At 68.7% G+C, this 22297-nt stretch carries 23 protein-coding genes; 12 read left to right on the top strand and 11 right to left on the bottom strand.

The features are described 5' to 3' along the window. On the top strand, window positions 1–614 hold a 614-nt coding region (locus Q0A27_RS08515), incomplete at its 5' end, for a hypothetical protein (RefSeq protein WP_291474624.1). Here the strand turns inward: Q0A27_RS08515 and galE are convergent. The 6 genes from galE to Q0A27_RS08485 form a co-directional block, all read right to left on the bottom strand. Further along, window positions 571–1569: a UDP-glucose 4-epimerase GalE gene (galE, locus tag Q0A27_RS08510; protein WP_291474623.1), complete on the bottom strand. Its 999-nt coding sequence runs from the start codon at window positions 1567–1569 to the stop codon at window positions 571–573. The two genes, Q0A27_RS08515 and galE, sit on opposite strands and share 44 nt — an antisense overlap. A gap of 6 nt (window positions 1570–1575) precedes the next feature. Next, on the bottom strand, window positions 1576–2262 hold the full coding sequence (locus Q0A27_RS08505) for a metal-dependent transcriptional regulator (RefSeq protein WP_291474622.1): 687 nt from the start codon (window positions 2260–2262) through the stop codon (window positions 1576–1578). 103 nt (window positions 2263–2365) lie between these two features. Next, entirely contained in the window at window positions 2366–3556 is a 1191-nt protein-coding gene (locus Q0A27_RS08500) for a sigma-70 family RNA polymerase sigma factor (protein ID WP_291474621.1), read from the bottom strand. 249 nt (window positions 3557–3805) lie between these two features. Continuing rightward, window positions 3806–4279 (bottom strand): D-aminoacyl-tRNA deacylase, encoded by a 474-nt coding sequence (gene dtd, locus Q0A27_RS08495; protein WP_291474620.1) that lies wholly within the window; start codon window positions 4277–4279, stop codon window positions 3806–3808. Next, the gene (locus Q0A27_RS08490) at window positions 4276–5883 is read right to left on the bottom strand and encodes a methyltransferase (protein WP_291474619.1); all 1608 of its coding nucleotides are present in this window, start codon (window positions 5881–5883) and stop codon (window positions 4276–4278) included. Before Q0A27_RS08490 ends, dtd begins: the two co-directional genes overlap by 4 nt. Next, entirely contained in the window at window positions 5880–6374 is a 495-nt protein-coding gene (locus Q0A27_RS08485; protein WP_291474618.1) for a DUF3099 domain-containing protein, read from the bottom strand. The genes Q0A27_RS08490 and Q0A27_RS08485 overlap by 4 nt, the downstream gene beginning before the upstream one ends. A 157-nt stretch (window positions 6375–6531) precedes the next feature. On the opposite strand from Q0A27_RS08485, the gene Q0A27_RS08480 reads away from it, so the two are divergent. From Q0A27_RS08480 to Q0A27_RS08470, 3 genes are read left to right on the top strand one after another with little or no spacing between them, the layout of a single operon-like run. Then, complete coding sequence (locus Q0A27_RS08480; protein ID WP_291474617.1) at window positions 6532–6774, top strand: DUF3039 domain-containing protein; 243 nt, start codon at window positions 6532–6534, stop codon at window positions 6772–6774. A 29-nt stretch (window positions 6775–6803) separates the two neighbouring features. Beyond that, window positions 6804–8531, top strand: coding sequence for a DEAD/DEAH box helicase (locus Q0A27_RS08475; protein ID WP_291474630.1), 1728 nt, complete (start codon window positions 6804–6806; stop codon window positions 8529–8531). A 28-nt stretch (window positions 8532–8559) separates the two neighbouring features. Then, window positions 8560–8901 carry a hypothetical protein gene (locus Q0A27_RS08470; RefSeq protein ID WP_291474616.1) on the top strand — a complete coding sequence of 114 codons (342 nt, stop codon included), beginning with the start codon at window positions 8560–8562 and terminating at the stop codon, window positions 8899–8901. A 96-nt stretch (window positions 8902–8997) separates the two neighbouring features. Here Q0A27_RS08470 and Q0A27_RS08465 read toward each other — a convergent pair whose 3' ends face one another. Together Q0A27_RS08465 and ppgK are read right to left on the bottom strand one after the other, a co-directional pair. Continuing rightward, window positions 8998–10611: an RNA polymerase sigma factor gene (locus tag Q0A27_RS08465; RefSeq protein ID WP_291474615.1), complete on the bottom strand. Its 1614-nt coding sequence runs from the start codon at window positions 10609–10611 to the stop codon at window positions 8998–9000. 176 nt (window positions 10612–10787) lie between these two features. Next, the gene (gene ppgK / locus Q0A27_RS08460) at window positions 10788–11567 is read right to left on the bottom strand and encodes a polyphosphate--glucose phosphotransferase (RefSeq protein ID WP_291474614.1); all 780 of its coding nucleotides are present in this window, start codon (window positions 11565–11567) and stop codon (window positions 10788–10790) included. 64 nt (window positions 11568–11631) lie between these two features. Here ppgK and Q0A27_RS08455 point away from each other — a divergent pair, with 64 nt between their 5' ends. Both Q0A27_RS08455 and Q0A27_RS08450 read left to right on the top strand, forming a co-directional pair. After that, window positions 11632–12600 (top strand): inositol monophosphatase family protein, encoded by a 969-nt coding sequence (locus Q0A27_RS08455; RefSeq protein ID WP_291474613.1) that lies wholly within the window; start codon window positions 11632–11634, stop codon window positions 12598–12600. 172 nt (window positions 12601–12772) lie between these two features. Next, entirely contained in the window at window positions 12773–13072 is a 300-nt protein-coding gene (locus tag Q0A27_RS08450) for a DUF4193 domain-containing protein (protein ID WP_291474612.1), read from the top strand. Between the two features lie 89 nt (window positions 13073–13161). Here the strand turns inward: Q0A27_RS08450 and Q0A27_RS08445 are convergent, their stop codons facing one another. Next, a complete protein-coding gene (locus Q0A27_RS08445) occupies window positions 13162–13770 on the bottom strand; it encodes a DUF3093 domain-containing protein (RefSeq protein WP_291474611.1) in 609 nt (202 codons plus the stop codon). 23 nt (window positions 13771–13793) lie between these two features. On the opposite strand from Q0A27_RS08445, the gene dut reads away from it, so the two are divergent. The 5 genes from dut (at window position 13794) to dxs (ending at window position 19097) form a co-directional block, all read left to right on the top strand. Then, window positions 13794–14252: a dUTP diphosphatase gene (gene dut / locus Q0A27_RS08440; protein WP_291474610.1), complete on the top strand. Its 459-nt coding sequence runs from the start codon at window positions 13794–13796 to the stop codon at window positions 14250–14252. Between the two features lie 61 nt (window positions 14253–14313). Continuing rightward, complete coding sequence (locus Q0A27_RS08435) at window positions 14314–15159, top strand: DUF3710 domain-containing protein (protein WP_291474609.1); 846 nt, start codon at window positions 14314–14316, stop codon at window positions 15157–15159. A gap of 62 nt (window positions 15160–15221) precedes the next feature. Next, window positions 15222–15857 carry a DUF3159 domain-containing protein gene (locus tag Q0A27_RS08430; protein WP_291474629.1) on the top strand — a complete coding sequence of 212 codons (636 nt, stop codon included), beginning with the start codon at window positions 15222–15224 and terminating at the stop codon, window positions 15855–15857. Further along, complete coding sequence (locus Q0A27_RS08425) at window positions 15854–17203, top strand: class I SAM-dependent RNA methyltransferase (RefSeq protein WP_291474608.1); 1350 nt, start codon at window positions 15854–15856, stop codon at window positions 17201–17203. The genes Q0A27_RS08430 and Q0A27_RS08425 overlap by 4 nt, the downstream gene beginning before the upstream one ends. A gap of 28 nt (window positions 17204–17231) precedes the next feature. Beyond that, window positions 17232–19097 carry a 1-deoxy-D-xylulose-5-phosphate synthase gene (gene dxs, locus Q0A27_RS08420; RefSeq protein ID WP_291474628.1) on the top strand — a complete coding sequence of 622 codons (1866 nt, stop codon included), beginning with the start codon at window positions 17232–17234 and terminating at the stop codon, window positions 19095–19097. Here the strand turns inward: dxs and Q0A27_RS08415 are convergent. Together Q0A27_RS08415 and Q0A27_RS08410 are read right to left on the bottom strand one after the other, a co-directional pair. Continuing rightward, window positions 19038–20384, bottom strand: coding sequence for a ribonuclease D (locus Q0A27_RS08415; protein ID WP_291474607.1), 1347 nt, complete (start codon window positions 20382–20384; stop codon window positions 19038–19040). The two genes, dxs and Q0A27_RS08415, sit on opposite strands and share 60 nt — an antisense overlap. A gap of 5 nt (window positions 20385–20389) precedes the next feature. After that, window positions 20390–21034 (bottom strand): DUF3000 domain-containing protein, encoded by a 645-nt coding sequence (locus Q0A27_RS08410; protein ID WP_291474606.1) that lies wholly within the window; start codon window positions 21032–21034, stop codon window positions 20390–20392. Between the two features lie 109 nt (window positions 21035–21143). On the opposite strand from Q0A27_RS08410, the gene hemE reads away from it, so the two are divergent. Then, window positions 21144–22289, top strand: a complete 1146-nt coding sequence (gene hemE / locus Q0A27_RS08405; RefSeq protein WP_291474605.1) for a uroporphyrinogen decarboxylase — start codon at window positions 21144–21146, stop codon at window positions 22287–22289. The last annotated feature ends 8 nt before the right edge of the window (window positions 22290–22297 follow it).

Genomic DNA, 22297 nt, shown 5'->3' with positions numbered 1-22297 from the left:
GGGGAGACGGGGGCACAGAGGGAACGTTGCAGGACATCGTCGCACTGTGCGGTGTCATCGACCACCTGGCGACCGTGGAGGACGGGGGGTCGACATTCCGGAGGCTGCTGGGGGACGAGGGTACGGCACGTTTCATCTCCAGGGTCTGTCACCGGGAACCGCTGGCCCGCGTCCTCGTGGTCCTGTCCACCGGTCCCTGCTCTGCAGCGGTGCAGAACCTCCTCGCCGAGACCGCCCGTATCGCCCGGGGACCGCTACGCTACCGGGCGCTGGTCCTGCTGTCCATGGTCGCGTGGTGCGGCTCCGGGGGAGTGCTGGCGCACCGGGCCGCCCACCGAGTGCTCAGGGAGACGGACGGCCCGGTGTCACCGGGGGTACCGGCAGGACAGGTCAACGCCGGGTCGGTGCAGCTGGCCCGCGAACTGGTGGCGACCGCGGAACAGGGACGTCCGGCCGGGGTGATCGCCACGATGATCGACGGGGGAGTGCGCGAGATAGACGACACCCTCGCCCTGGCGGAGGACGAGGGTGTCGGGGAACTGCTGGGTCGGGTCGTGGACCGCGACAGTGTCAGCGTCGTGCGAAGTGAGCTCGCTCGCCGAGCTGCGAGGTGAAGGCCCATGCATCCCTGACGATGGTCGTCAGATCGGAGCGGGTCGGGGTCCAGCCGAGGTCGGCGACCGCACGGTCCGACGAGGCGATGAGGGTGGCGGGATCGCCACCGCGGCGCGGTGCGACCTCGGCGGGGATCGGGTGACCGGTGGCCTCGCGGCAGGTCTCGACGACCTGACGGACGCTGAAACCGTCACCGGAACCCAGGTTGAAGATCCGGTGCACACCGGGCTCATTGGAGGACGCGGCGAGCAGGTGCGCGTCCGCCAGATCCCGGATGTGGATGTAGTCGCGGACGCAGGTGCCGTCGACGGTGGGCCAGTCGTCACCGAAGATCATGATCTTGTCCCGGGCGCCGGCAGCGACCTGCAGCACCAGCGGAATGAGGTGGGTCTCCACGGCGCGGTTCTCGCCCACACTGCCGTAGGCACCCGCCACGTTGAAGTAGCGCAGGCTCGTCGCGCCGAGACCGTAGGCCGCGGCGTAGGAGGTGATGATGTTGTCGATCGCGAGCTTCGACGCCCCGTAGGGGTTGGTCGGTGCGGTCGGCAGATCCTCGGTGATCGGCACGGTCTCCGGTTCGCCGTAACAGGCCGCTGTCGAGGAGAAGACCAGGTTGTCGACCCCGGCGGCGCGCATGAAGTCGAGCAGTCGCAGGCTGGTGACCACATTGCCCGACCAGTACTTGGCGGGAGAGACCACGGACTCGCCCACCAGTGACTTGGCCGCGAAGTGGAAGACCGCGGCACAGTCGTCGGCGAGGACGCCGGGAGCGGCGTCCAGGACGTCACCCTCGACGAAAGCCGCGTCCGCGGGGACGGCCTCCCGGTTGCCGGTCGACAAATCGTCGATGACGGTCACCCGGTACCCCTGCTCCACCAGGACGGTGGCGCAGACGCTGCCGACGTATCCTGCGCCACCGGTGACGAGGACATGTGCTCCCTTGCTCAGCGGCATGTCAGGTCAGGCCTCCTCGACGATGACGCGGATCGCGTGTCCCAGCTCATCGGGGACGGTGACAGTGCCGGCCTCGGTGGTCAGTGACAGACCGTCGGGGGTGTCCTGGGCGGTGACGACCGAGCCCGGGCGGATGTCGTACTGGCCGAGACGGGTGATCACCTTGTGCTCGACCTGCACGATCTCGTTGAAGCTGACGATGCGCACCGTGGTCGGGGTGCTCAGGTCGAGATCGGAGGCGCGGTGGGAGTCTGCCGGGTTGGGGACGGACTCCGACCCCAGCTTCTCCAGCCCGGGCACCGGGTTGCCGAACGGGGAGGTGTCGTGCTCGCTGAGGACCGCGAGCAGACGCTTCTCCACCTCGTCACCCATGACGTGCTCCCAGCGGCAGGCCTCGTCATGGACGGACTCCCAGGGAAGACCGATGACGTCGACCAGCAGGCGCTCGGCGAGGCGGTGCTTACGCATCACCGCGGTGGCGTGTGCACGACCCTCCTCGGTGAGCTTAAGGGAGCGGTCGTCGGCGATCCAGAGCAGACCGTCACGCTCCATACGTGCGACGGTCTGACTGACCGTCGGGCCCGACTGCTCGAGTCGCTCTGCGATGCGCGCGCGCAGCGGCGGGATGCCTTCCTCCTCCAGTTCGAAGATCGTCCGGAGGTACATCTCTGTGGTATCGACGAGATCCTTCACTCGACAACGGCCTTTCTCTGATAGTCGTTCTGACTAAACGTGCCAATTACTCATAAACTACACGTTTCGGTGCCGCGCGGGGTGGACCGGTCTATCCGACCCGTCAGACGGCGTATTCACGCAGCTTGTCGGCACGTTCTCCCTCACGGAGCTTCGCCATGACCTCGCGCTCGATCTGACGGACCCGCTCGCGAGACAGTCCGAAACTGCGACCGATCTGGTCCAGGGTGCGCGGCATGCCGTCATCGAGGCCGTAACGCAGCTTGATGACGTCCTGCTCGCGCTCCTCCAGGGTGTCGAGAACCGCACGGACATCGGAGTGCCGCAATGAGGCGACGACGGCTGCCTCGGCATCGGTGGAGTCCGAGTCCTCGATGAAGTCACCCAGCGGTGCCTCCTCGTCGGAACCGACCGGCATGTCGAGGCTCACCGGGTCACGGGACTGCTTGAGCAGCGTCTCGATCTTCGACTCGTCGATGCCGGACTCCTCGGCGAGCTCCTCGTTCGTGGCCTCGCGGCCGAGATGCTGGTACATCTCACGCTTGATGCGGGAGAGCTTGTTGACCTGCTCGACGAGGTGGACTGGCAGTCGGATGGTGCGTGACTGGTCCGCCATACCGCGGGTGATGGCCTGGCGGATCCACCAGGTGGCGTAGGTGGAGAACTTGAAGCCCTTGGCGTAGTCGAACTTCTCCATCGCGCGGATCAGACCGAGGTTGCCCTCCTGGATGAGGTCCAGCAGCGGCATACCGCGGCCGGTGTAACGCTTGGCCAGCGAAACCACCAGACGCAGGTTCGCCTCGAGCAGGTGGGTACGGGCTGCGCGACCCTCGCGGGCCAGGATCTTCAGGTCACGCTTACGGGCGCGCGTCAGCTTCTCGCCGGTCTCCAGGAGGTGTTCGGCGTAGAGACCTGCCTCGATGCGCTGGGACAGCTCCACCTCGTCGGCCGCGGTGAGTAGTGCGGTCTTGCCGATCCCGTTGAGGTACACGCGCACCAGGTCCGCCGACGGGTTCTCGTTGTTGCCGCGCCGACGGCCCTTGTCCTTGGGCTGGTCCTCGGCGACGTCCTCGTCGGAGCCGACTGTGTCATCTGTGTCATCCGTGTCATCCGTGTCGTGCGGGTCTTCTGCGGCGGCGGCAGCTGCGATGCTGTCGCCGCCGGGGGCATCGTCGCGGTCACCGGCACCGGTGGTGCCCTGCGCGTCGACGACGTCGGTGCTGTCCAACGACGTGGCGTCCAGGGTGTCAGAGTCGGCCGTGGTAGCGGTCCTGCTGGTGTTGCTGTTGCTCATGCGGGTGACCTCCCGGGTTGGTTGTCCGAAGCACTCACTGATCCAACGGGTGCATCCCGGGAAATGTTCCCGGGGGTGGTTTCGGCGACACTTCTGCGGTTGTTCGGGTGCTGTCGGTGAGGGCCACGGGATGCTGTGGTCCGTCCATATCCAGCGATGACTAATTCGGAAAAGCCTATCGCGAACTGATCTATTTCGACAGGGGAACCTTACCCCCGGTCGGGGGTCAGAAATGTGCGGTCACCGAACTCAGGCCTCGACGATGACGGTGAACGGACCCTGGTTGACGGAGGAAACCTCCATCATCGCCCCGAAACGCCCCGTGGCGACCGTCAGACCGCGCTCGCGGAGATCGTCCACCAGCAGGTCGATGACCTTTTCGGCGTCCTCCCCGGGAGCTGCGGCGGACCAGGACGGACGCCGTCCCTTCGCTGTCGCACCCATGAGCGTGAACTGGCTGACGACGAGGATCTCGGCGCCGTTGTCTGCAGCTCCGGAATCCCGGACCCCGTCCCACGGCTCACCCGGGGCCGGCAGGATCCGGAGGTCGGCGATCTTGCGGGCCACCGTGCGCCAGGCGTCCGGCCCGTCCTCGCGTCCGACTCCCACCAGTACGAGCAACGCACCTCGACCGGCACCGTCCCGGTTGCCGTCGACGGCACCGACGATATCACCGGCCACGGTGACCTGTGCCGAGGAGACGGTACTGACGACAGCCTTCACCGCAGGCCCTCCCCGTCGTCCGTCACGGGTCTGCTGTCGAGGAGGTCGGCCGGCAGCAGCAGGCCGTGGCGCACCAGATCGACCACCAGCGGTACGAGGGCCGTGGTGAACGTCTCGTCATCGAGGTCGTTGACCGCGCAGTAGAGTCCCGCGGTGTCCCGCAGGCTCAACCCGTTCGGGTTGAGCCCGGCGACCACGGCCGACAGCGGGGTGTCGATCTCGTGGCTGAAACGGGGGCCGTCGGTACGGGTCAACCGCAGTACGGTGCCACGGAACCCGATCCCGGTCGGGTCCGGCAGCTCCACAGATTCCCTCGCGACCGTCGGCCGCACCGCGAAGGAGGCGTCCAGCACGTCCCCGGCATCCCGGTCGGCCAGCCAGTCGTTGCGCAGGAACCATTCGGCGACCTCGTCACCGAAGAAACCGAGATCAGGAGTGGTGATCTCCTCGAACGTCACCTCCGACGGTCCGTCGATCCGCTGCATGTGCAGGTAGCCCATGCCGATCCGGGTGACGCCGTGGTCGCCGAACATGTCCAGCCAACGACGGGTGCGGTCACGACCTTCGGCAGTGCGGATATCCACGGATTCGTCGGCCAACCAGGTCCGGACGTAGGTTTCGGGGTCGACCTCGTCGCGCTGGACCACCCAGGCACGGACCCCGGTCTCCGGGAGCCAGGACGCGACACGGGACGCCGGGGACTCGGTGAAACCTGTCGCCCAGGCACCGAGCAGGTGGGCGGTTCCGCCGGGGGAGAGATGCCCTGCGGCGCCGGCGGCGACCAACCGGCTTGCGCCGTCGAGTTCCAGGTCGGAATCCCGGTAGATGTGCCCGACCTCCCCGACGCCGACGACGAACGGCGGATTGGAGACGATCCGGTCGAAGAGCTCGCCGTCCACCGGGTCGAACCAGCTGCCCTCACGCCAGTCGACCGGACGGCGGGCCCCGTCGGTCCGCAGGACACTGCGTTCCGAGGCCCGGGCGAAGTCCAGGGCCCGGCCGTGGATGTCGGTGGCGATGACCTCGTCCGCGTCCAGCGACAGGGCCAGGACACCGGAACCGGTACCCATATCGAGCAGTCGGCCGGTGTGCCCGGCCGGTACCTGGTTGAGCAGGGTCAGTGGGGCCTGGCCGACGCCGGGCACGTGGTCGGGGCCCGGCACCCGGACATCGAGGGAGGCGTCCGGGTCGGAGACGATGAGTAACCCGTCGGTGCCGTGCCGTGGATCATCCACCGGACGGATGTCGACGGTACTGACCACCGAATCGCGGGGACCGGGGACGAGGACATCGGCATCGCAGAGTCGGTCGACGAGGTCCTCGCCGAGCAGGGTGCACAGGTCGTCACGGGAGGTGGCGTCCCGCAGGAAGAAGCAGCCGGTCATCACTGTGTCGCGGATGTCCGGACGCCCGGTGGCGTGGAGGCGGCGTAGAGCGGCACCCGGGTTGCCCTGTAGTGCTTCGCGCCAGCCCACGGCGCCGAGGACGCCGGTCACGGTGTCACGGCCGTAGTTCAGGGCGGTCAGTGCGGTGACGAGGTCACCGAGGGCGTCAGGGCGGGGATCCGCGGTGCGCGGTGCATCGGTGGCGTCCTGCGTGGTCATCGGTGGGGGTTCTCCTCGTCGGCGTCGATGATCTCAGGGGTGTCCCGGCGTACACCGGTCTGCGGGGTATCCGGTGCGCTGCCCAGCGCGGCACGGGAGGTCGGGTCCGCCAGCGCCTGCATCTCCCGTGCACGCTGCTCGCGGACCAGCGCGGGCTTGTACACCTTGGGCACACCTTTTTCCTGCGCCTCGCCCGCATCATTGGCCAGCAGGACCGCCACCCACGGCAGCGGCAGGGAGATGACCGCCACGAGTGCGGCGAGCGCGGGATTGTGCAGCCAGCCGTAGATCATCACCGCGATGATGAACAGGGGGATCCGCGAGAGCTGCAGGGCAGCGTAGACGTGTCGTCGGTGGCGCCAGTTCGACAGCCGGGACTTCTTCGCTGAGGTGATCAGGACAGTGTAGTCGGATCCGCGTCGTCGTCGGGACCGTCCGCGTCCTGCACGCCGGTTGCGCCGGTGCGTCGCGTCCTGTTCCTCCTCAGCCATGGGGACCACCGTAGTCCCCGTCCCCCGGTGAGTTCACACGGGACAGCGGGATGACCGTCACTCACCGCTCACCGACCGGTGCCGTCCGCCGCGGTTGGTAGGTCAGGTGGGTCGAACGGGTGGAAATGAGCGGGCGGCAGGGGCATGATTGACTACCGTGACTACTCCCGGAACATCAACGATTGAGCGCCCCGACGTCCGGACGGACGACCAGACCTCCGACGACACCCCGAAGTTCTTCCACTACGTCAAGAAGAACCAGATCGTGGACTCCGCCGTGAACGGCCGGATGGTCGTCGCACTGTGCGGTGAGACCTTTCCGGTGACCAAGCAGGCCAAGCCGGGCTCCCCGGTCTGCCCCGACTGCGAGCAGATCTACCAGGGGCTCCGGAAGAAGTGACCGCCGCCCCTTCCGGCACGTCGGCTGTCCTGCCCACCGGGCTCCGTCTCTGGCAGCAGGAGGCGCTGAAGAAGTACCTCGAGACATCACCTCGTGACTATCTCGCGGTGGCGACCCCGGGTGCGGGTAAGACGACTTTCGCCCTGACCGTGGCCCGCGTCCTGCTGGACCAGCGTGTCGTCGAGCGTGTCGTCATCGTCGTGCCCACCGAGCACCTCAAGAGCCAGTGGGCGGCGTCGGCGGCACGTCTCGGCATGTCGTTGGACGCCGAGTTCACGAACTCCTCGGCCGTCAACGCCTCCCACAGCGGCGTGGTGGTGACCTATGCCCAGGTCGGTATGAAGCCGACCAAGCACTACCAGGTCGCCACGGCCCGCAAGACGCTGGTGATCCTCGACGAGATTCACCATGCCGGTGACGCCAAGAGCTGGGGTGAGGGCGTGCGTTTCGCCTACGACCAGGCGGAACGACGCCTGGCGCTGACCGGTACCCCGTTCCGGTCCGATGATTCACCTATCCCGTTCATCCTCTACAAGGAGATCGACGGAGCGCTGGTCTCCCAGGCCGACTACACCTACGGCTACTCCGAGGCCCTGTCCGACGGCGTGGTGCGACCCGTCGTCTTCATGTCCTACTCCGGCAACACCCGGTGGCGGGATTCGGCGGGCGAGGAGTACGAGGCACGCCTCGGCGAGCCGCTCAACGCCGAGCAGACCGCCCGTGCGTGGAAGACGGCCCTTGACCCGAAGGGGGAGTGGATCCCCGCGGTCCTCGCCGGCGCCCACACCCGCCTGCTGCAGCTCCGGCAGTCCATTCCGGACGCCGGTGGGCTGGTCATCGCCACCGACACGACGACCGCGCGCGCCTACGCGAAGATACTGGAACGCATCAGCGGCACCAAGGTCACCGTGGTGCTCTCCGATGAGGCCGGGTCGAGTGACCGGATCAGGCAGTTCTCCGACAGCACCGACCTCTGGATGGTCGCGGTGCGCATGGTCTCCGAAGGCGTGGACGTGCCCCGCCTGGCCGTCGGTGTCTACGCGACCTCGGCCTCGACACCGCTGTTCTTCGCCCAGGCCGTGGGTCGTTTCGTCCGGTCCCGTCGCAAGGGGGAGTCCGCCAGCGTCTTCCTGCCCAGCGTACCGGTGCTGCTGGACCTGGCGTCCAACATGGAGCGCCAGCGCAACCATGTCCTCGGCAAGCCCGACCGCCCGAACGAGGGCTGGGACGATGAGCTGCTGGTCCAGGCGAACCGGGAGGAGACCGAACCGGACGAGCAGAAGAGCTACGAGTCCATTGGTGCCGAAGCCGAGCTCGACAGTCTCATCTTCGACGGTTCGACCTACGGTACGGCCACGATGGCGGGCTCCGACGAGGAGCAGGACTACCTGGGGCTTCCCGGGCTGCTCGACGCCGACCAGATGAAGACCCTGCTGCGTGCCCGTCAGTCCGAGCAGCTCGACGCCCGGGCACGCGAGGAAGTCACCCGCAAGGAGCAGGAGCGTGAGGCGCGACGCCGGGGCGAGGATGTCTCCGGCATCGACGGTGCGGGCAACCACCGTGACCGTGTGGCCAGTGAGGAACTGCCTGCCCTGCGAAAGAAACTCAATACCCTTGTCGCCGCGAAGTCCGCGCGGACCGGACGGCCTCACGGGGCGATCCACAATGACGTGCGGCGCAACTGCGGTGGCCCGCCGACCGCCCTGTGCTCGGCGCAGCAGCTGCAGGACCGGATCGCCTACCTCCGGGACTGGTGATCAGGGGTCGTCGACTACGCTGGGCTCCATGGCACAGCAGCGTCCGAAGAACCCCTCCCAGCCCCCGCAGCGTCAGAGCAGACTGGGACTGGCCGCACTGCTCCTCGGCGTGATGTCACTTCCGGCGGCGCTCATGCCGGTGCTCGGCATCATCATCGCCGTGGTGGTGCTCATCGTCGGTCTCGTCGCCCTGGTCCGCGCCGTGCGTGTGCCGGAGATCAGCTGGACCTATCCGGGGATCGCCGTGGTCGTCGCAGTTCTCGCGCTCGCCGCCGCGAGCCTGGTCACCAGCGCCGCCGACGACAAGATCCAGGACTGCGGTGCCACCACCGTCGACGAGGCGGACGACTGCCTGCGCAACAGCGACTGATCACCATCGCCTGGTCCACTACGCACCACGAGACGACCCCCGGCCACAGGTGGCCGGGGGTCGTCGGTCTGGCCGTGGTAGTCCCGGTCGGTGGTCCTAGTCCAGGTAGTCGCGCAGCACCTGGGAGCGGGACGGGTGGCGCAGCTTCGACATGGTCTTCGACTCGATCTGGCGGATACGCTCACGCGTCACCCCGTAGACCTGCCCGATCTCGTCGAGGGTGCGGGGCATGCCGTCGGTCAGGCCGAACCTCAGCTTGACCACACCGGCCTCACGCTCGGAGAGGGTGTGCAGGACATCCTGCAGCTGGTCCTGGAGGAGGGTGAAGCTCACCGCGTCGACCGCGACGACGGCCTCGGAGTCCTCGATGAAGTCACCGAGTTGACTGTCGCCCTCGTCACCGATGGTCTGGTCCAGTGAGATGGGCTCACGGGCGTACTGCTGGATCTCGAGGACCTTGTCCTCGGTGATGTCCATCTCCTTGGCGAGTTCCTCCGGGGTGGGCTCGCGGCCCAGGTCCTGGAGCAGCTCACGCTGGATACGTCCGAGCTTGTTGATGACTTCGACCATGTGCACCGGGATACGGATGGTGCGGGCCTGGTCCGCCATCGCGCGGGTGATGGCCTGACGGATCCACCAGGTGGCGTAGGTCGAGAACTTGTAGCCCTTTGTGTAGTCGAACTTCTCGACCGCGCGGATCAGGCCCAGGTTGCCCTCCTGGATGAGGTCCAGGAACGCCATGCCACGGCCGGTGTAGCGCTTGGCCAGGGAGACCACCAGTCGGAGGTTTGCCTCCAGCAGATGGTTCTTCGCCTTGCGGCCGTCACGGTCGATCTCGCGCAGGTCGCGCTTCTGCATCGGCGAGACCTTCTCGCCGGACTCCTTGATCAGCTCCATCTTGTAGGTGGCGTACAGGCCGGCCTCGATGCGCTTGGCCAGGGACACCTCCTGCTCGGCGTTGAGCAGGGCCACCTTGCCGATCTGCTTGAGGTAGGCGCGGACCGAGTCCGCCGACGCGGTGAGCTCGGCGTCCTTACGGGCCTGACGCAGGGCGGCGGACTCGTCCTCGTCCCAGACGAAGCTGCCGTCGGTGGCAGCCTTTACCGCGGCCGCACCGGTGGTCGTCGCATCTTCATCGGCGTCGTCGGTCTCTTCGTCGTCGTCCGCGTCTGCGGCGACCGCGACAGCCGGGGTATCCGTGTCGTCGTCCTCGTCGTCGTCGGGAGCCAGGTCGTTGTCGTCGATGTCATCGAAGTCGTCCTCGAGATCATCGAAATCACCGGGATGGTCCGGATCGTCGATGTCCTCGTCCTCGGCGTCACCGGAAGCTTCGGCATCCATCTTCTTGGCGCCCCGCCGGGTCTGCTCGGCCTCCACAGCCCCCGAGGTGGTGTCCTTTGCGGCGGTCTTGCGCGCGGTGGTCTTCTTGGCCGCCGTCTTCTTGGCGGTGGCCTTCTTTGCGGTCTTGCGCGCGGTGGTCTTCTTCGCCGCCGTCTTCTTCGCGGCGGTCCTGCGCGCCGGTGCGGTTGCGGGCGCAGCGTCAGCAGTGGTGTCTGTCGGGGTCGCTGCCGGTGCTTCGGTGGCGGCCGGGGTTGCGGCCTTCCGCGCGCTGGTCCGGGCAGTCTTCCGGGCTGCCGTCTTCTTGGCTACCTTGCGTACCGGTGAGGAATCGCTGTCGGAGCCGGGGGTGGGGGAGGTGTTGACCGCCACGGAAGACCTTTCTTACGGGGACGGGGACAGAAAAATGACGTGGTCGCACTTCAGTGGCGAGGGAGAGCCCCTCGTGCATTCCGGAGTGCTGATGTAACCGCAATCGACCCCCTATTATAACCCAGAGCGGGAAAACGCAACGGGGGACCGTTACGGGGGCGGTGACACAGGGTGGATCAGGGGCGGATACCGTCGCGTACCGCTCCAGCGGCGCCGACAATTCCGGCTCGGTTACGCAGCACCGCAGGGAAGACCTCGGCGTCGACATCCAGGTGCGGTCCCCACTTCTCGAACTTCCGGGAGACGCCGCCACCGACGATGATGCGCTGCGGGTTGAGGATCCGGCGGTACTCCTCCAGGACACGGTCGACCCTGCGTGCCCATTCGCGGTAACTGAGATCCTCACGCTCCTTGACGGCGGAGGACGCCCACTTCTCGGCGTCCATCGCAGGGAAGAACAGGTGGCCGAGTTCCGTGTTGGGGTACAGCGTGCCGTTGACCAGCAGCGCCGAACCGATGCCGGTGCCGAAGGTCAACAGCAGTACGGCACCGTCGCGGGCACGCGGATCGCCGTAGCGGGCCTCGGCGAGCCCGGCGGCATCCGCGTCGTTGAGTACGGCGACGTCACGGGCCTTACCGTCGACGGCGAGGTGACGCGAGAACAGCCCGGCGCAGTCGGTACCGATCCAGGAGCGGTCGATGTTCGCTGCGGTCAGGGCCGTCTGGTTCTGGACCACGGCAGGAACGGTGATGCCCACCGGACCGTTCCACTCCGCCCGGTCGAGGAGCTCGGAGACGACGTCGGCGACGGCCTCGGGGGTGGCGGGTTTCGGGGTGAGGATCTTGATCCGGTCACCGATGAACTCACCGGTGTCCATGTCGACGCGCGCCCCCTTGATGCCACTGCCGCCGATGTCGATACCGAACCCGGTTGTGCCTGCCGTGTCTGTCGTCATGGTCCGAGATGCTACCGGAGTTCCGACGGGTGCATCCGGCGACACTGACGACAGGGCTGGCACCATGGGGTGCGTGTCCATTGCAGAGAATTCCCCGTCCCATGTCCTGCTCACCGCCGACGGTACGGAGGCGCCCGGTCCGGACGCCGTCTCCGTTCTCGGAAGTCGAACCCCGGAGGACCTGCGTCGACTCGCGGTCACTGTCGCCGCCGCGGCCGCCGGCCATGTCCGTGAGGCCCGACGTGGGATCGTCGGTCCGGACGGTCGGGTGCCCGTCGCCGCGACGAAGAGCTCGGACGTCGATCCGGTGACCGCTGTCGACCGGTCCAGTGAGGAACTGATCCGCGGGTTCCTCGCCGACCGGGCGCCGGGTGACGCGATCCTGGGGGAGGAGGACGGCGGGACGCTCCGGGAGGACGCGGTGACCTGGGTCGTCGACCCGATCGACGGCACCGTGAACTTCATCTACGGCGTCCCGGCGAGTTCGGTGAGTGTCGCGGCGACGGTCAACGGCGTACCGGTGGCCGGGGCAGTGGCCGACATTGCCCGTCACCGGGTGTTCTCGGCATGCGCCGGTGGTCCCGCTCAGGTCGGTCCCGACAGTGTCGGGGACGCTGCAGGCGGGGACGCGGATTACCGGTCCCGCGTCCTCGGTCCGGTCACCGGTCCCGCCGGCTTGTCGGAGGCACTGGTGGGGACCGGGTTCTCCTACTCGGCCGGGCGTCGTGCGCAGCAGGCGGCTCTGCTGGTCGACCTGCTCCCGAAGATCCGGGATATCCGGCGGCTCGGCTCCGCCGCACTCGACCTGTGCGCGGTCGCCGCCGGGGCGCTCGACGGCTTCTACGAGCACGGTCTCGGCCCGTGGGACCACGCAGCCGGGGCACTGATCGCCGCACGGGCCGGCGCGCAGGTGCACATGCCTGTTCTCACCGCCGGATATGACGATGGTGTGGGGGTACTCGCGGCAGCCCCCTCGGTGTCCGGTGAACTGGCAGGTCACACGGTTTCCGTGCAGATGGTCGACCATGCGTGAGGGGGAGTGGACCGGGGGTGGTCAGACGGTGAAGTGACAACAGGCCGCGCCTGATTTAGTATGCGCGGGACAACCCCCGGTGAACGCGTTCTGACCGGCGCTGCTCCGGGAGTCACTCCACGACAACAGCACATGTACGATGCCCTTATTCGGGGATTCAGGAGGCAGCACCATGGCGACCGACTACGACGCTCCACGCACCCGTCCGGAAGATGAGATCGAGACCGACTCCCTGGAAGGACTCAAGGCCGCGGAGAAGGCGGAACCGGAGATCGACGACACCGACGACGGAGAAGTTGTCGAGCCGCTTGACATCCCGATGGCGGATCTGTCCGGTGAGGAGCTCAGCGGCGAGGTGATCCCCCGTCAGACCGACGAGTTCACCTGTTCGGTGTGCTTCCTGGTCCAGCACCGCAACCGCATCGCGGAGGACGAGGGGAACGGCGAGTACATCTGCGTCGACTGTGCCTGACGCTGCGTAGGGGCCCGGGAACCGGGAAGGGCCCCTCCACCGACACCGGTGGAGGGGCCCTTCTGCGCGGGGCGTCGGAGTGGGGCCGGTCAGGAGACCGGGGCGCCGAACACGCGGAGGAGCTCCTCGGGTTCCCCGGTCGACACCAACCAGTAGGGAGTGGGGTCGTCCGGGTCGTCCAGGACGAACATCGCCATCGCCGGGATCCACGTCCGGTGGACGACATAGGCCGCCGGATCAAGTTGGCGTCCCATCGCAGCACGACGCGCGGTCGGGGGTACCGGTACGGTCCGGGACACCGCTGAGCGGGGCAGGGCGGCATCCCCGACCCGGAGCCAGGTCTCGCCGGTCTCGTCACGTTCGACGACGACGCGGTTGCGTGAGGCGTACACCAGGCTCCAGATCACGGCGGCCAGTGCGATGACGCCGACGACGGCACCCCAGTACCATTCCCGCTTCATCTGGCCCTGCCAGGCGAGGAGTGCGGCGACGCCGATACCGATGAGCCACCAGGACAGTGGGACCGGTTGGCGCTCGGAATAGAGGACCGCGGGCCCGGATCCGTGGGAACTGGTGCCGGAAGGCTCCTGTGCTGGTTCCGGGGCCACGTCATCTCCTGTCTGATCGGGGACGTTCACAACCACACAGTGTAGCCCGCCGAGGGTCGCGGACCACAGACGGCCTGTATGGGGTGACATACCCGGGCGGTAGACTACGGGTCATGACCGAGACCCCCGATGATCCTTTGCGCGTCCACCGGCTCGACCCGGACCTGCCGCTGCCCCGGCGGGCGCATCCGACCGACGCCGGAATCGATCTCTGCAGTGCAGAGACCCTGACGCTGTCCCCCGGAGAGCGAGCCCTGGTCGGAACCGGCCTGGCTGTCGCGCTCCCCGTGGGCACGGTGGGGCTGGTGCACCCCCGCAGCGGCCTGGCGTGGAAGAAGGGACTGTCGATCGTGAACGCCCCCGGCACCGTCGATGCGGACTACCGTGGGGAGATCAAGGTGTGTCTGATCAACCTGGACCCCCGTGAGTCCGTGGAGATCGCCAGGGGAGACCGGATCGCCCAGCTGCTCGTCCAGCAGGTCAGTCTCTGCGACGTCGTGGAGGTCACCGACCCCGCTGATCTCGGTGACACGGCCCGTGGTGCCGGCGGACACGGTTCCACCGGCCGCTGACCGGCCGCTGACCGGCACACACCAAGCACATACAGCAGTATCCAGGAAAGGACCGACCACCATGTGGCCATTCGGTAAGAGCAGGAACTCCTCCACCCGCCCCGGGAGCGGGACGCAGGAGCCGCAGCGCTCCGACGAGGTCGCCGAGACAGCTCCGGAGGCCGGTGTGCCTGCCGTGGAGACCTGGACACAGGACCGGGCACAGGACGCGGCGTCCTCCTACGACCCGGTCAACGGGAGCTTCGGCCCCTTCGACGGGGATTCCGTCGACTACAAGGACTTCGACTTCTCCGACTTCGCCAAGGGGGGCCTGGATCTGGGGTCGATGCTCATCCCGGTGCCGCACAAGGGTGAGGTGCAGGTGGAGATGGGCAAGGAGGGGCCCCGTCAGATCCACATCCTCACCCCGTTCGGCCGGATCACCCCGGCCGCTTTCGCCGCCCCCCGCAGTGGTGGTCAGTGGGCCGCCGACATCGACGGTTTCGCCGAAAGCATGGAAGGTGACGGCCTGGAGGTCACCCGTCGCGACAATGACTGGGGTGTCGAACTCGTCGGTGTCGTCGGGGACGGTGTGGTCCGGGTCATCGGTGTCGACGGTCCGCGATGGATGCTGCGGATGACGTTGGCGGGCCCGGCGACGTCTGCCGAGGACCTGGCTGAGCTGGCCTACGAGGTGATCTCCAGGACCTTCGTCAACCGTGGTTCCGAGCCGGCTCCGGCCGGCCGCTCCCTGCCGGTGGCGATCCCGCAGGCGATGGCCGACGAGCTCAAGCGCACCCTCGCTCAGCAGCAGGCGCAGAAGCAGCCGGCGGCGCCGACGTCCGCCCCGGCCACCCCGGTCCAGCCGGAGCAGGCCCGTCGCCGCACCGGTGGCACCGCGGCCCGGCAGATGGGCGGCTCCGAGTGACCGGAGAACCCGAGGAACGGGACGGACGCGACGAGCCGAGCATTCTCGAGCAGCTCGGCGGCATGTCCGGGATGATCTCCACGGTCATCCCGGTGCTCGTCCTCGTTCCGGTCAACGCGAGGTGGGGTCTGGGTCCCGCCCTCATCGCCGCTGTGGCGGTCTCGGTCGTCATCTTCCTGTGGCGACTCGCCCAACGCGAGACCCTGATGCCAGCGGTCTCCGGTCTGCTGGGGGTCGGCCTGTGTGCGGTCATCGCGTGGCTGACCGGCGACGCCAAGGGATACTTCGCCTACGGTATCTGGTACTCCCTGGTCGCCGGCATCGTCTTCACGGTCTCGACCCTGGTGCGCTGGCCGCTGGTGGGACTGATCTGGCACGGCATCAACGGCGAGCCGCAGCGGTGGCGGTCCGACCGCACCGCCGTGCGTGCCTACACCGTGGCCACGCTGGCGTGGGCGGTCGTCTTCTTCGCCCGCTTCATCGTCCAGCAGTGGATCTACAACCAGGATGACGCGGTCGGCGCCCTCGGCGTCACCCGCATCCTCATGGGACTGCCCCTGACCGCGGTGGTCGTCCTGGTCACCGTATGGGCGGTCCGTGCCGCCGGTCGTGCCGAACGCGGTGAGGACGCCACCCCGGTATCCACCGGACGCCATACGGTGCCGGTATCAGACACAACGGACGAGGATTCACTGTGACCGATCACCTGACTCTGGACATCGCCGGCCCCGCCCACGGTGGAGCGGCCGTCGCGCGCTGTGGTGAAGACGCCGGGGAGCGTGCCGGGCAGGTCGTCTTCGTCCGCGGGGCACTGCCCGGTGAGACCGGCGTCCCCGTCACCCTTGACGAGCAGACCTCCGGTAAGCGGAGGTTCCTCACCGGTCGGGTCGCCGACGATGCACCGGTCGGCGGTCCTTCCGCCCACCGGGTCACGCCCGTCTGTGCCGCGGCCGCGGCCGGTGCCGGCTGCTGTGACCTCGATTTCGTGGATGCCGAGGGGGCGCTGGAGTGGAAGCGTCAGGTCGTCGTCGACCAGTTCACCAGGATCGGTCACCTGGACCTGACCGCTGTGGCGGTGACCGCCACGTCCCTGGCACCGTTCACCGGGTACCGTACCCGCGTCCGGCTGGGGGTGGACGCCGAGGGGCGCGCCGGTCTGCGCAGCTCCGGCAGTCACGGGATCGTCCCCGTCGAGCGCGCGGTGTGCGCCCAGTGGGCACCGGCGCTGGTCGACGGGCTCGCTGGGGAGCTGGCATCGTTCACGCTCACCCCGGGCGCGGAGGTCTGCGTGGCCGTCGGTTCGGACGGGGCGCGGTCGATCGTGGAGCTGGTCAAGGAATCGACCGGGAAGAAGACCACCCGGGGACGCCGCGACCGCCGACGCCGCAACGGGGCGGTGCGGCGGCGCACCCGCCGGACCGTGCTCAGTGGTGACGGTTCCGTGACCCACACGGTCAACGGTGTGACCTGGACTGTTCCGGTCGAGGCGTTCTGGCAGGCCCATGCGGCCGCCCCGGAGGTCTACAGCGACTGGATCTCCACGACGCTGGCAGACACCGCAGACACCGCAGACACCGCAGACACCGCGTCCGACGACGGCCGGCTGACCGCCTGGGACCTCTACGGTGGTTCGGGTGTCTTCTCTGCCGCGTTGACGGCGGCACTACCCGGCGCCCGGGTCGACTGCGTTGACGTGGCCTCCGACGCCGCCGCTGCCGGAGAGCAGGCGCTCGCCGACCTGGATGTGCGCTTCGTCGCCGGGGATGTCGCCAGCCACATCGGCGAGCTCCGCGGGGGCCGGGACCTGTCCGCGGTGGTGCTCGATCCGCCGCGCACCGGTGCCGGCGACCGGGTCCTCGAGGAGGTCGCGGCCCACCGGCCGGCACATGTCCTCCACATCGGCTGTGACCCGGCGACCGCTGCCCGCGATGCCGCGACCCTGGCCGGCCTCGGGTACCGCCCGGTGTCGCTGACCGCCGTCGACGCCTTCGGGCTGACCCACCACGTCGAGGTTCTCAGCCACTACGTCCGCGTCACCGGCTGATGGTCCGGGTGATCCTGCCATGACTGACCTGACGATTCTCGGGACCGTGTCCTCGCCGGCGGACCTGCGGGCCCTCGACGAGCCGGCACTGGTACGTCTGGCCGCGGAGATCCGCAGTTTCCTGGTGGAGAAGGTCTCCGCCACCGGTGGACACCTGGGCCCCAACCTCGGCGTCGTCGAACTGACCCTGGCGGTCCACCGCGTCTTCACCTCGCCCCGGGATCCGGTGATCTTCGACACCGGCCACCAGTCCTACGTCCACAAGATCGTCACCGGGCGCCGGGACCTCTTCGATTCCCTGCGGCAGCGCGACGGACTGTCGGGCTACCCGGCGCGTGACGAGAGTCCGCACGACTGGACGGAGTCCTCCCACGGATCGGCGTCCCTGTCCTACGCCGACGGCCTGGCCAAGGCCTTCGCCTGCACCGGGCAGACCGACCGGCGCGTCGTCGCGGTCATCGGTGACGGGGCACTGACCGGTGGCATGGCCTGGGAGGCGCTGGACAGCATCGCCGAGGGCGTCGACCGGCCGGTGGTCATCGTCGTCAACGACAACGGGCGCTCCTACGGGTCCACCGTCGGTGGACTCGCCCACACCCTCGCCGCGCTGCGGGACCGGACCGTCGGACGCGGCACCCCCACTGTCCGGTCACGGCGTCTGCTCCACGGCCTGCGTCACCGTCCCACCGGTGAAGTTTCCCCGCAGTCCCTGTTCAGCGACCTCGGGATCCCCTACCTCGGCCCGGTCGACGGTCATGACCTCCATGCGTTGGAGGACGCATTGCGCCGGGCACGGGACTTCGGTGGTCCGGTAATCGTCCACACGGTGACCGAGAAGGGGCACGGCTACGCTCCGGCGCTGGCCGACGACACCGACCGGATGCACTGTATCGGCGTCACCGACCCGGCCACCGGAGAACCACGTCAGCCGACGACACGGTACTGGACCGACCTCTTCGCCGACGAGCTCGTGCGCCTCGGAGATGAGCGCGACGACCTGGTCGCGGTCACCGCGGCGATGACCGACCCGACCGGGCTCACCGGCTTCGGTAAGCGGTTCCCCGACCGGATCTTCGATGTCGGGATCGCCGAACAGCATGCCGTCACCTCTGCTGCCGGGCTGGCCCTCGGTGGACTTCATCCGGTCGTCGCGCTGTACTCCACCTTCCTCAACCGTGCCTTCGACCAGTTGCTGACGGATGTCGGACTGCTGCATCTGCCGGTCACCTTCGTCCTGGACCGTGCCGGTGTCACCGGGCCCGACGGACCCAGCCACAACGGTATGTGGGATCTGTCGCTCACTGCCGTCGTGCCCGGCATCCGGATCGCCGCCCCCCGCGACGGTGTCCGTCTCACCGCGGCCCTCGACCGCTGCGTCGCCGTAGCCGACGGGCCGACCGTACTGCGTTTCCCCAAGGGGACGCTGCCCCCGGCGGTACCGGCGCTACGGGAGACCACGGACTACGACGTCCTCGCCGAACCTGATCCCGAAGCAGCTGCCGACCCGCGCATCCTCGTGGTCAACTACGGTGCCCTGACCGGCCCGTCCTTCGCAGCGGCCGAGGCACTCACCGACACGGGCTACGCCGTCACCCTCATCGATCCGGTGTGGGTGACGCCGGTGGCCGGCACGGTCGTGGACCTCGCCGCCGACGCGGACCTGGTCATCACCGTCGAAGACAACGGCGTCCACGGTGGGGCCGGTCAGCAGCTGCACCGCGCCCTGGTCTCCGCCGAGGTCGACACCCCGGTGCGCTACCTCGCCCAGGACCAGACCTTCCCGACCCACGGCACCCGCGACGAGGTTCTCGCCGGCTACGGACTCGACGAGGCCTCAGTCGTCCGTCGCGTCCTCGACTGGGCCGGGCATCTCTTCGGCCAGCACGGGCAGTAGTGCCGGGATCAGCAGGTCCGACTGCCACGGTCGGGAGTCCTGCGCGCTGAGCAGATCGCCCAGCGCGTCCTCGGCCCACCCGACGGGGTCCGCGTCGTAGCCGGACGGGTTCCCGGGATGCGGCGCCTCGAGCAACTGGGCGGCGTCCCAGGCCACTGAACGCACCGACGCCGAGATGATCAGTTCCGACGGGTGCAGGTCCAGGTGACCGGCCAGGTCATCGACCGCGGCCCGGAACCCGGTGGCCAGCCGACCCGCCACCGGGTAGTCTCTCGCCCAGGTGCGGTGGTCGGGCCGGCCCTGGGGAGCCCGCGGCCGGGGTGGCAGCACCGCCGCGTCCACCGACAGGGCGTCACGGACACCGGCCAGCAGACTGGACTGCAGCTCACGGGAGATCCGCGGGGCAGGGCGCCGGCCTGAGCGTCCCCGTCCGCCGGACCGCAGCATGTCCTCGGCCTGGTACGGCGCGCGTGCCATGTCCACGATCACCGAGGACTGCAGGACCTTCTCCGGGGGAGTGTCACGGTGCCGTGCCACCTCGGTACGGATGTCGGTGAGTCGACGGGCCACCTCCAGTCCACGGGGGTCACGCACCGCACCGATACCGCGCAGTCGCGTCCAGTCCGGGACCTGTACCGGCCGGGACCAGTCCGCACTGACATGGTCACATTCCTGCCGGTACCAGCCGACCCGGTCCAGCCCCTCGGCCTCGCTGCGATGCTGCAGGCGGGACATCGCCGTGGACAGCAGTTCGATGAGCAGCTCCACGTCCAGGGCCGCGTAGGTCAGCATGTCCCGCGGCAACGGTCGCGTGGACCAGTCCTCACGGCCCTTGTCCTTGGCCACCGTCACCCCCAGCAGCTCCTCCAGCATCCCGGCCAGGCCGATCTGTCCGAACCCGAGCAGGCGGCCGGCGATCTGCGTGTCGTGGAGCAGGGGAGTACGCCACCCCAGCGTCGTCAACGCCGGCAGGTCGGTGTGCGCGGCGTGCAGCACCCACGGCAGGTCATTCATCACCGGAGCCAGCAGCTTCCCGGCGTCCGGCACCACGGCGGGGTCCACCAGGTGCGTCCCCGCCCCGGTGCGCCGCAACTGCACCAGCCAGGCCCGGTCGTCGAACCGGAAACCGGAGGCACGCTCGGTGTCCACCGCGACCGGTCCCGACCCGGCGGCCAGCGCCTCGGCGACCTCGGCGACCGCGTCCGGGGTGTCGGCGAGCGGGGGAAGACCCTCCCCGGGTGAGGAGAGGTAACGGGTGTCAGTCAGGTTCTCTGCGGTGTTCTCCACGGGGCTCAGTGTCCACCCCGGGAAGGCAGCGCCGCCACTCCGGCAGGCGGAAGCCCCGCGACCGATGCCAGGACCTCGGAGAACGCCGCCACATGTCCGGACAGGTCAGTCCCCGTCGCACTCCAGGACGCCCGCATCTCCAGCTGATGCGCCCGTGGCGGACCTCCGATGTCCCCGTGACGCACCGAGGTCGTCGACGTCACCGTTCCCCCCAGATCCTTGTAGCCCACCCCCGGGCCGGACAGCTGGCCGTCCAGACCGTCGGTCAGCCACTCCCACGCGACCTCCGGCAGCAGCGGGTCCCCGACCGTCGCCGCATCCATGTCCGCCTGGATGTAGGCCACCAGACGCATCAGGCCGGGGCCCTCGTCACCGGCCGGGTCATGCAGCAGGATCAGGCGGCCGAAGGCGTCCCCGTCCCCGTCGCCGACCCAGCCGTCGACCTCCTGGGTCGCGGTGATCCGGTCGACCTCCAGGCCGACGGCGTGGCTGTACGGTGCCAGCCGTTGAGGCGCCCGGATGTCCGTCAGCGATATCCCCGCCCGGAGATCGGCGGCGGCCATCGACTCCACGGCCTCCCGGAAGCTCACGGGGGCGTCGGTGGAGGGGGTGTCAGTGGTGACGGTGTCTGCTGAACTGTCTGGACTCACAACCGGCACACTATCGTTGCAGGTCGTCAAACAGGGGTAGGCGCGCCGAACCCCCCGGAGTCGGTGACGGGTACACCCGCGCCGCCGTCCGGGGGCATAATCGGACACTGTGACTCTGCCGACTTCAGCCAGCCCTGACGCGAACCCGACCGACGCCGGCCTCGCCGCCGCTGCTGCCGCACGCCGTGCCGCACCGGACGCTCCCTTCCTCGTCACCGCCGCCGGAGGCACCCCCTCCCGGCGGCCGGTGTGGATGATGCGGCAGGCAGGACGCTCACTGCCCGAGTACCGCGCACTGCGGGACGGGGTGGAGATGCTCGACTCCTGCTTCCGTCCCGACCTGCTCTCCGAGATCACCCTGCAGCCGGTCCGCCGCCATGACGCCGATGCCGCGATCCTCTTCTCCGACATCGTCGTCCCGCTCAAGGCCGCCGGCGTCGCCGTCGACATCGTCCCCGGCCGTGGCCCGGTGCTCGAGCATCCGGTCCGCACCCCGGCGGACATCGCCGCGCTGCCCACCGTGGAACCCGGTCAGCTGGAGTCGGTGGTCGAGGGCATCGGGGGAGTGCTCGACGAACTACGGGACGACCAGGTGCTCATCGGTTTCGCCGGCGCCCCGTTCACACTGGCGTCCTACCTCATCGAGGGCGGCCCCTCGAAGAACCACGGCATCACCAAGTCCCTGATGTACTCGGAACCGCGGATGTGGCATGCGTTGATGGAGAAGCTGACCCCCACGGTCATCACCTTCCTGCGCACCCAGCTCGAGGCCGGCATCGACGCCCTCCAGCTCTTCGACTCCTGGGCCGGGTTCCTCTCCCTGAAGGACTACCGGGAGTTCGTCGCCCCGTACTCGCGGCGCATCTTCGACGCCGTGCGACCCTACGGTGTGCCGATGATCCACTTCGGGGTCAACACCGCCGAACTGCTCGGCGAGATGGCGGCCGTCGGCCCGGACATCATCGGTGTCGACTGGAAGACCCCGCTGGACGTCGCCGCCGCCCGGGTCACCGCAGATCTGCGTGACCGTGGCCTGGACGCCCCGCGGGCGATCCAGGGCAACCTGGACCCGGCCGTGCTGCTCGCCGGCCCCGAGGTCATCGCCGACCACGTCCGCCGGATCTGTGGCGAGGCAGACGCCGCCGTCGCGGCAGGCGATACGACCGGGCACATCTTCAACCTGGGCCATGGCGTCCTGCCGGAGACCGACCCGGACGCCATCACCCGGGCCTTCGCGGAGGTGCATGCACTGTGACGTCCCCG

The sequence above is a fragment of the Corynebacterium sp. genome, from assembly GCF_022712275.1.
Taxonomy (GTDB): Bacteria; Actinomycetota; Actinomycetes; order Mycobacteriales; family Mycobacteriaceae; genus Corynebacterium.
This window is presented reverse-complemented; position numbering and strand designations above follow the sequence as displayed.

Coding starts and splice junctions, on each gene's coding strand:
- galE (WP_291474623.1), bottom strand. CDS start 1,569: ATGCCGCTGAGCAAGGGAGCACATGTCCTCGTCACCGGTGGCGCAGGA.
- Q0A27_RS08500 (WP_291474621.1), bottom strand. CDS start 3,556: ATGAGCAACAGCAACACCAGCAGGACCGCTACCACGGCCGACTCTGAC.
- Q0A27_RS08490 (WP_291474619.1), bottom strand. CDS start 5,883: ATGACCACGCAGGACGCCACCGATGCACCGCGCACCGCGGATCCCCGC.
- Q0A27_RS08485 (WP_291474618.1), bottom strand. CDS start 6,374: ATGGCTGAGGAGGAACAGGACGCGACGCACCGGCGCAACCGGCGTGCA.
- Q0A27_RS08470 (WP_291474616.1), top strand. CDS start 8,560: ATGGCACAGCAGCGTCCGAAGAACCCCTCCCAGCCCCCGCAGCGTCAG.
- ppgK (WP_291474614.1), bottom strand. CDS start 11,567: ATGACGACAGACACGGCAGGCACAACCGGGTTCGGTATCGACATCGGC.
- Q0A27_RS08455 (WP_291474613.1), top strand. CDS start 11,632: ATGGGGTGCGTGTCCATTGCAGAGAATTCCCCGTCCCATGTCCTGCTC.
- Q0A27_RS08450 (WP_291474612.1), top strand. CDS start 12,773: ATGGCGACCGACTACGACGCTCCACGCACCCGTCCGGAAGATGAGATC.
- Q0A27_RS08445 (WP_291474611.1), bottom strand. CDS start 13,770: ATGTCACCCCATACAGGCCGTCTGTGGTCCGCGACCCTCGGCGGGCTA.
- dut (WP_291474610.1), top strand. CDS start 13,794: ATGACCGAGACCCCCGATGATCCTTTGCGCGTCCACCGGCTCGACCCG.
- Q0A27_RS08435 (WP_291474609.1), top strand. CDS start 14,314: ATGTGGCCATTCGGTAAGAGCAGGAACTCCTCCACCCGCCCCGGGAGC.
- Q0A27_RS08430 (WP_291474629.1), top strand. CDS start 15,222: ATGTCCGGGATGATCTCCACGGTCATCCCGGTGCTCGTCCTCGTTCCG.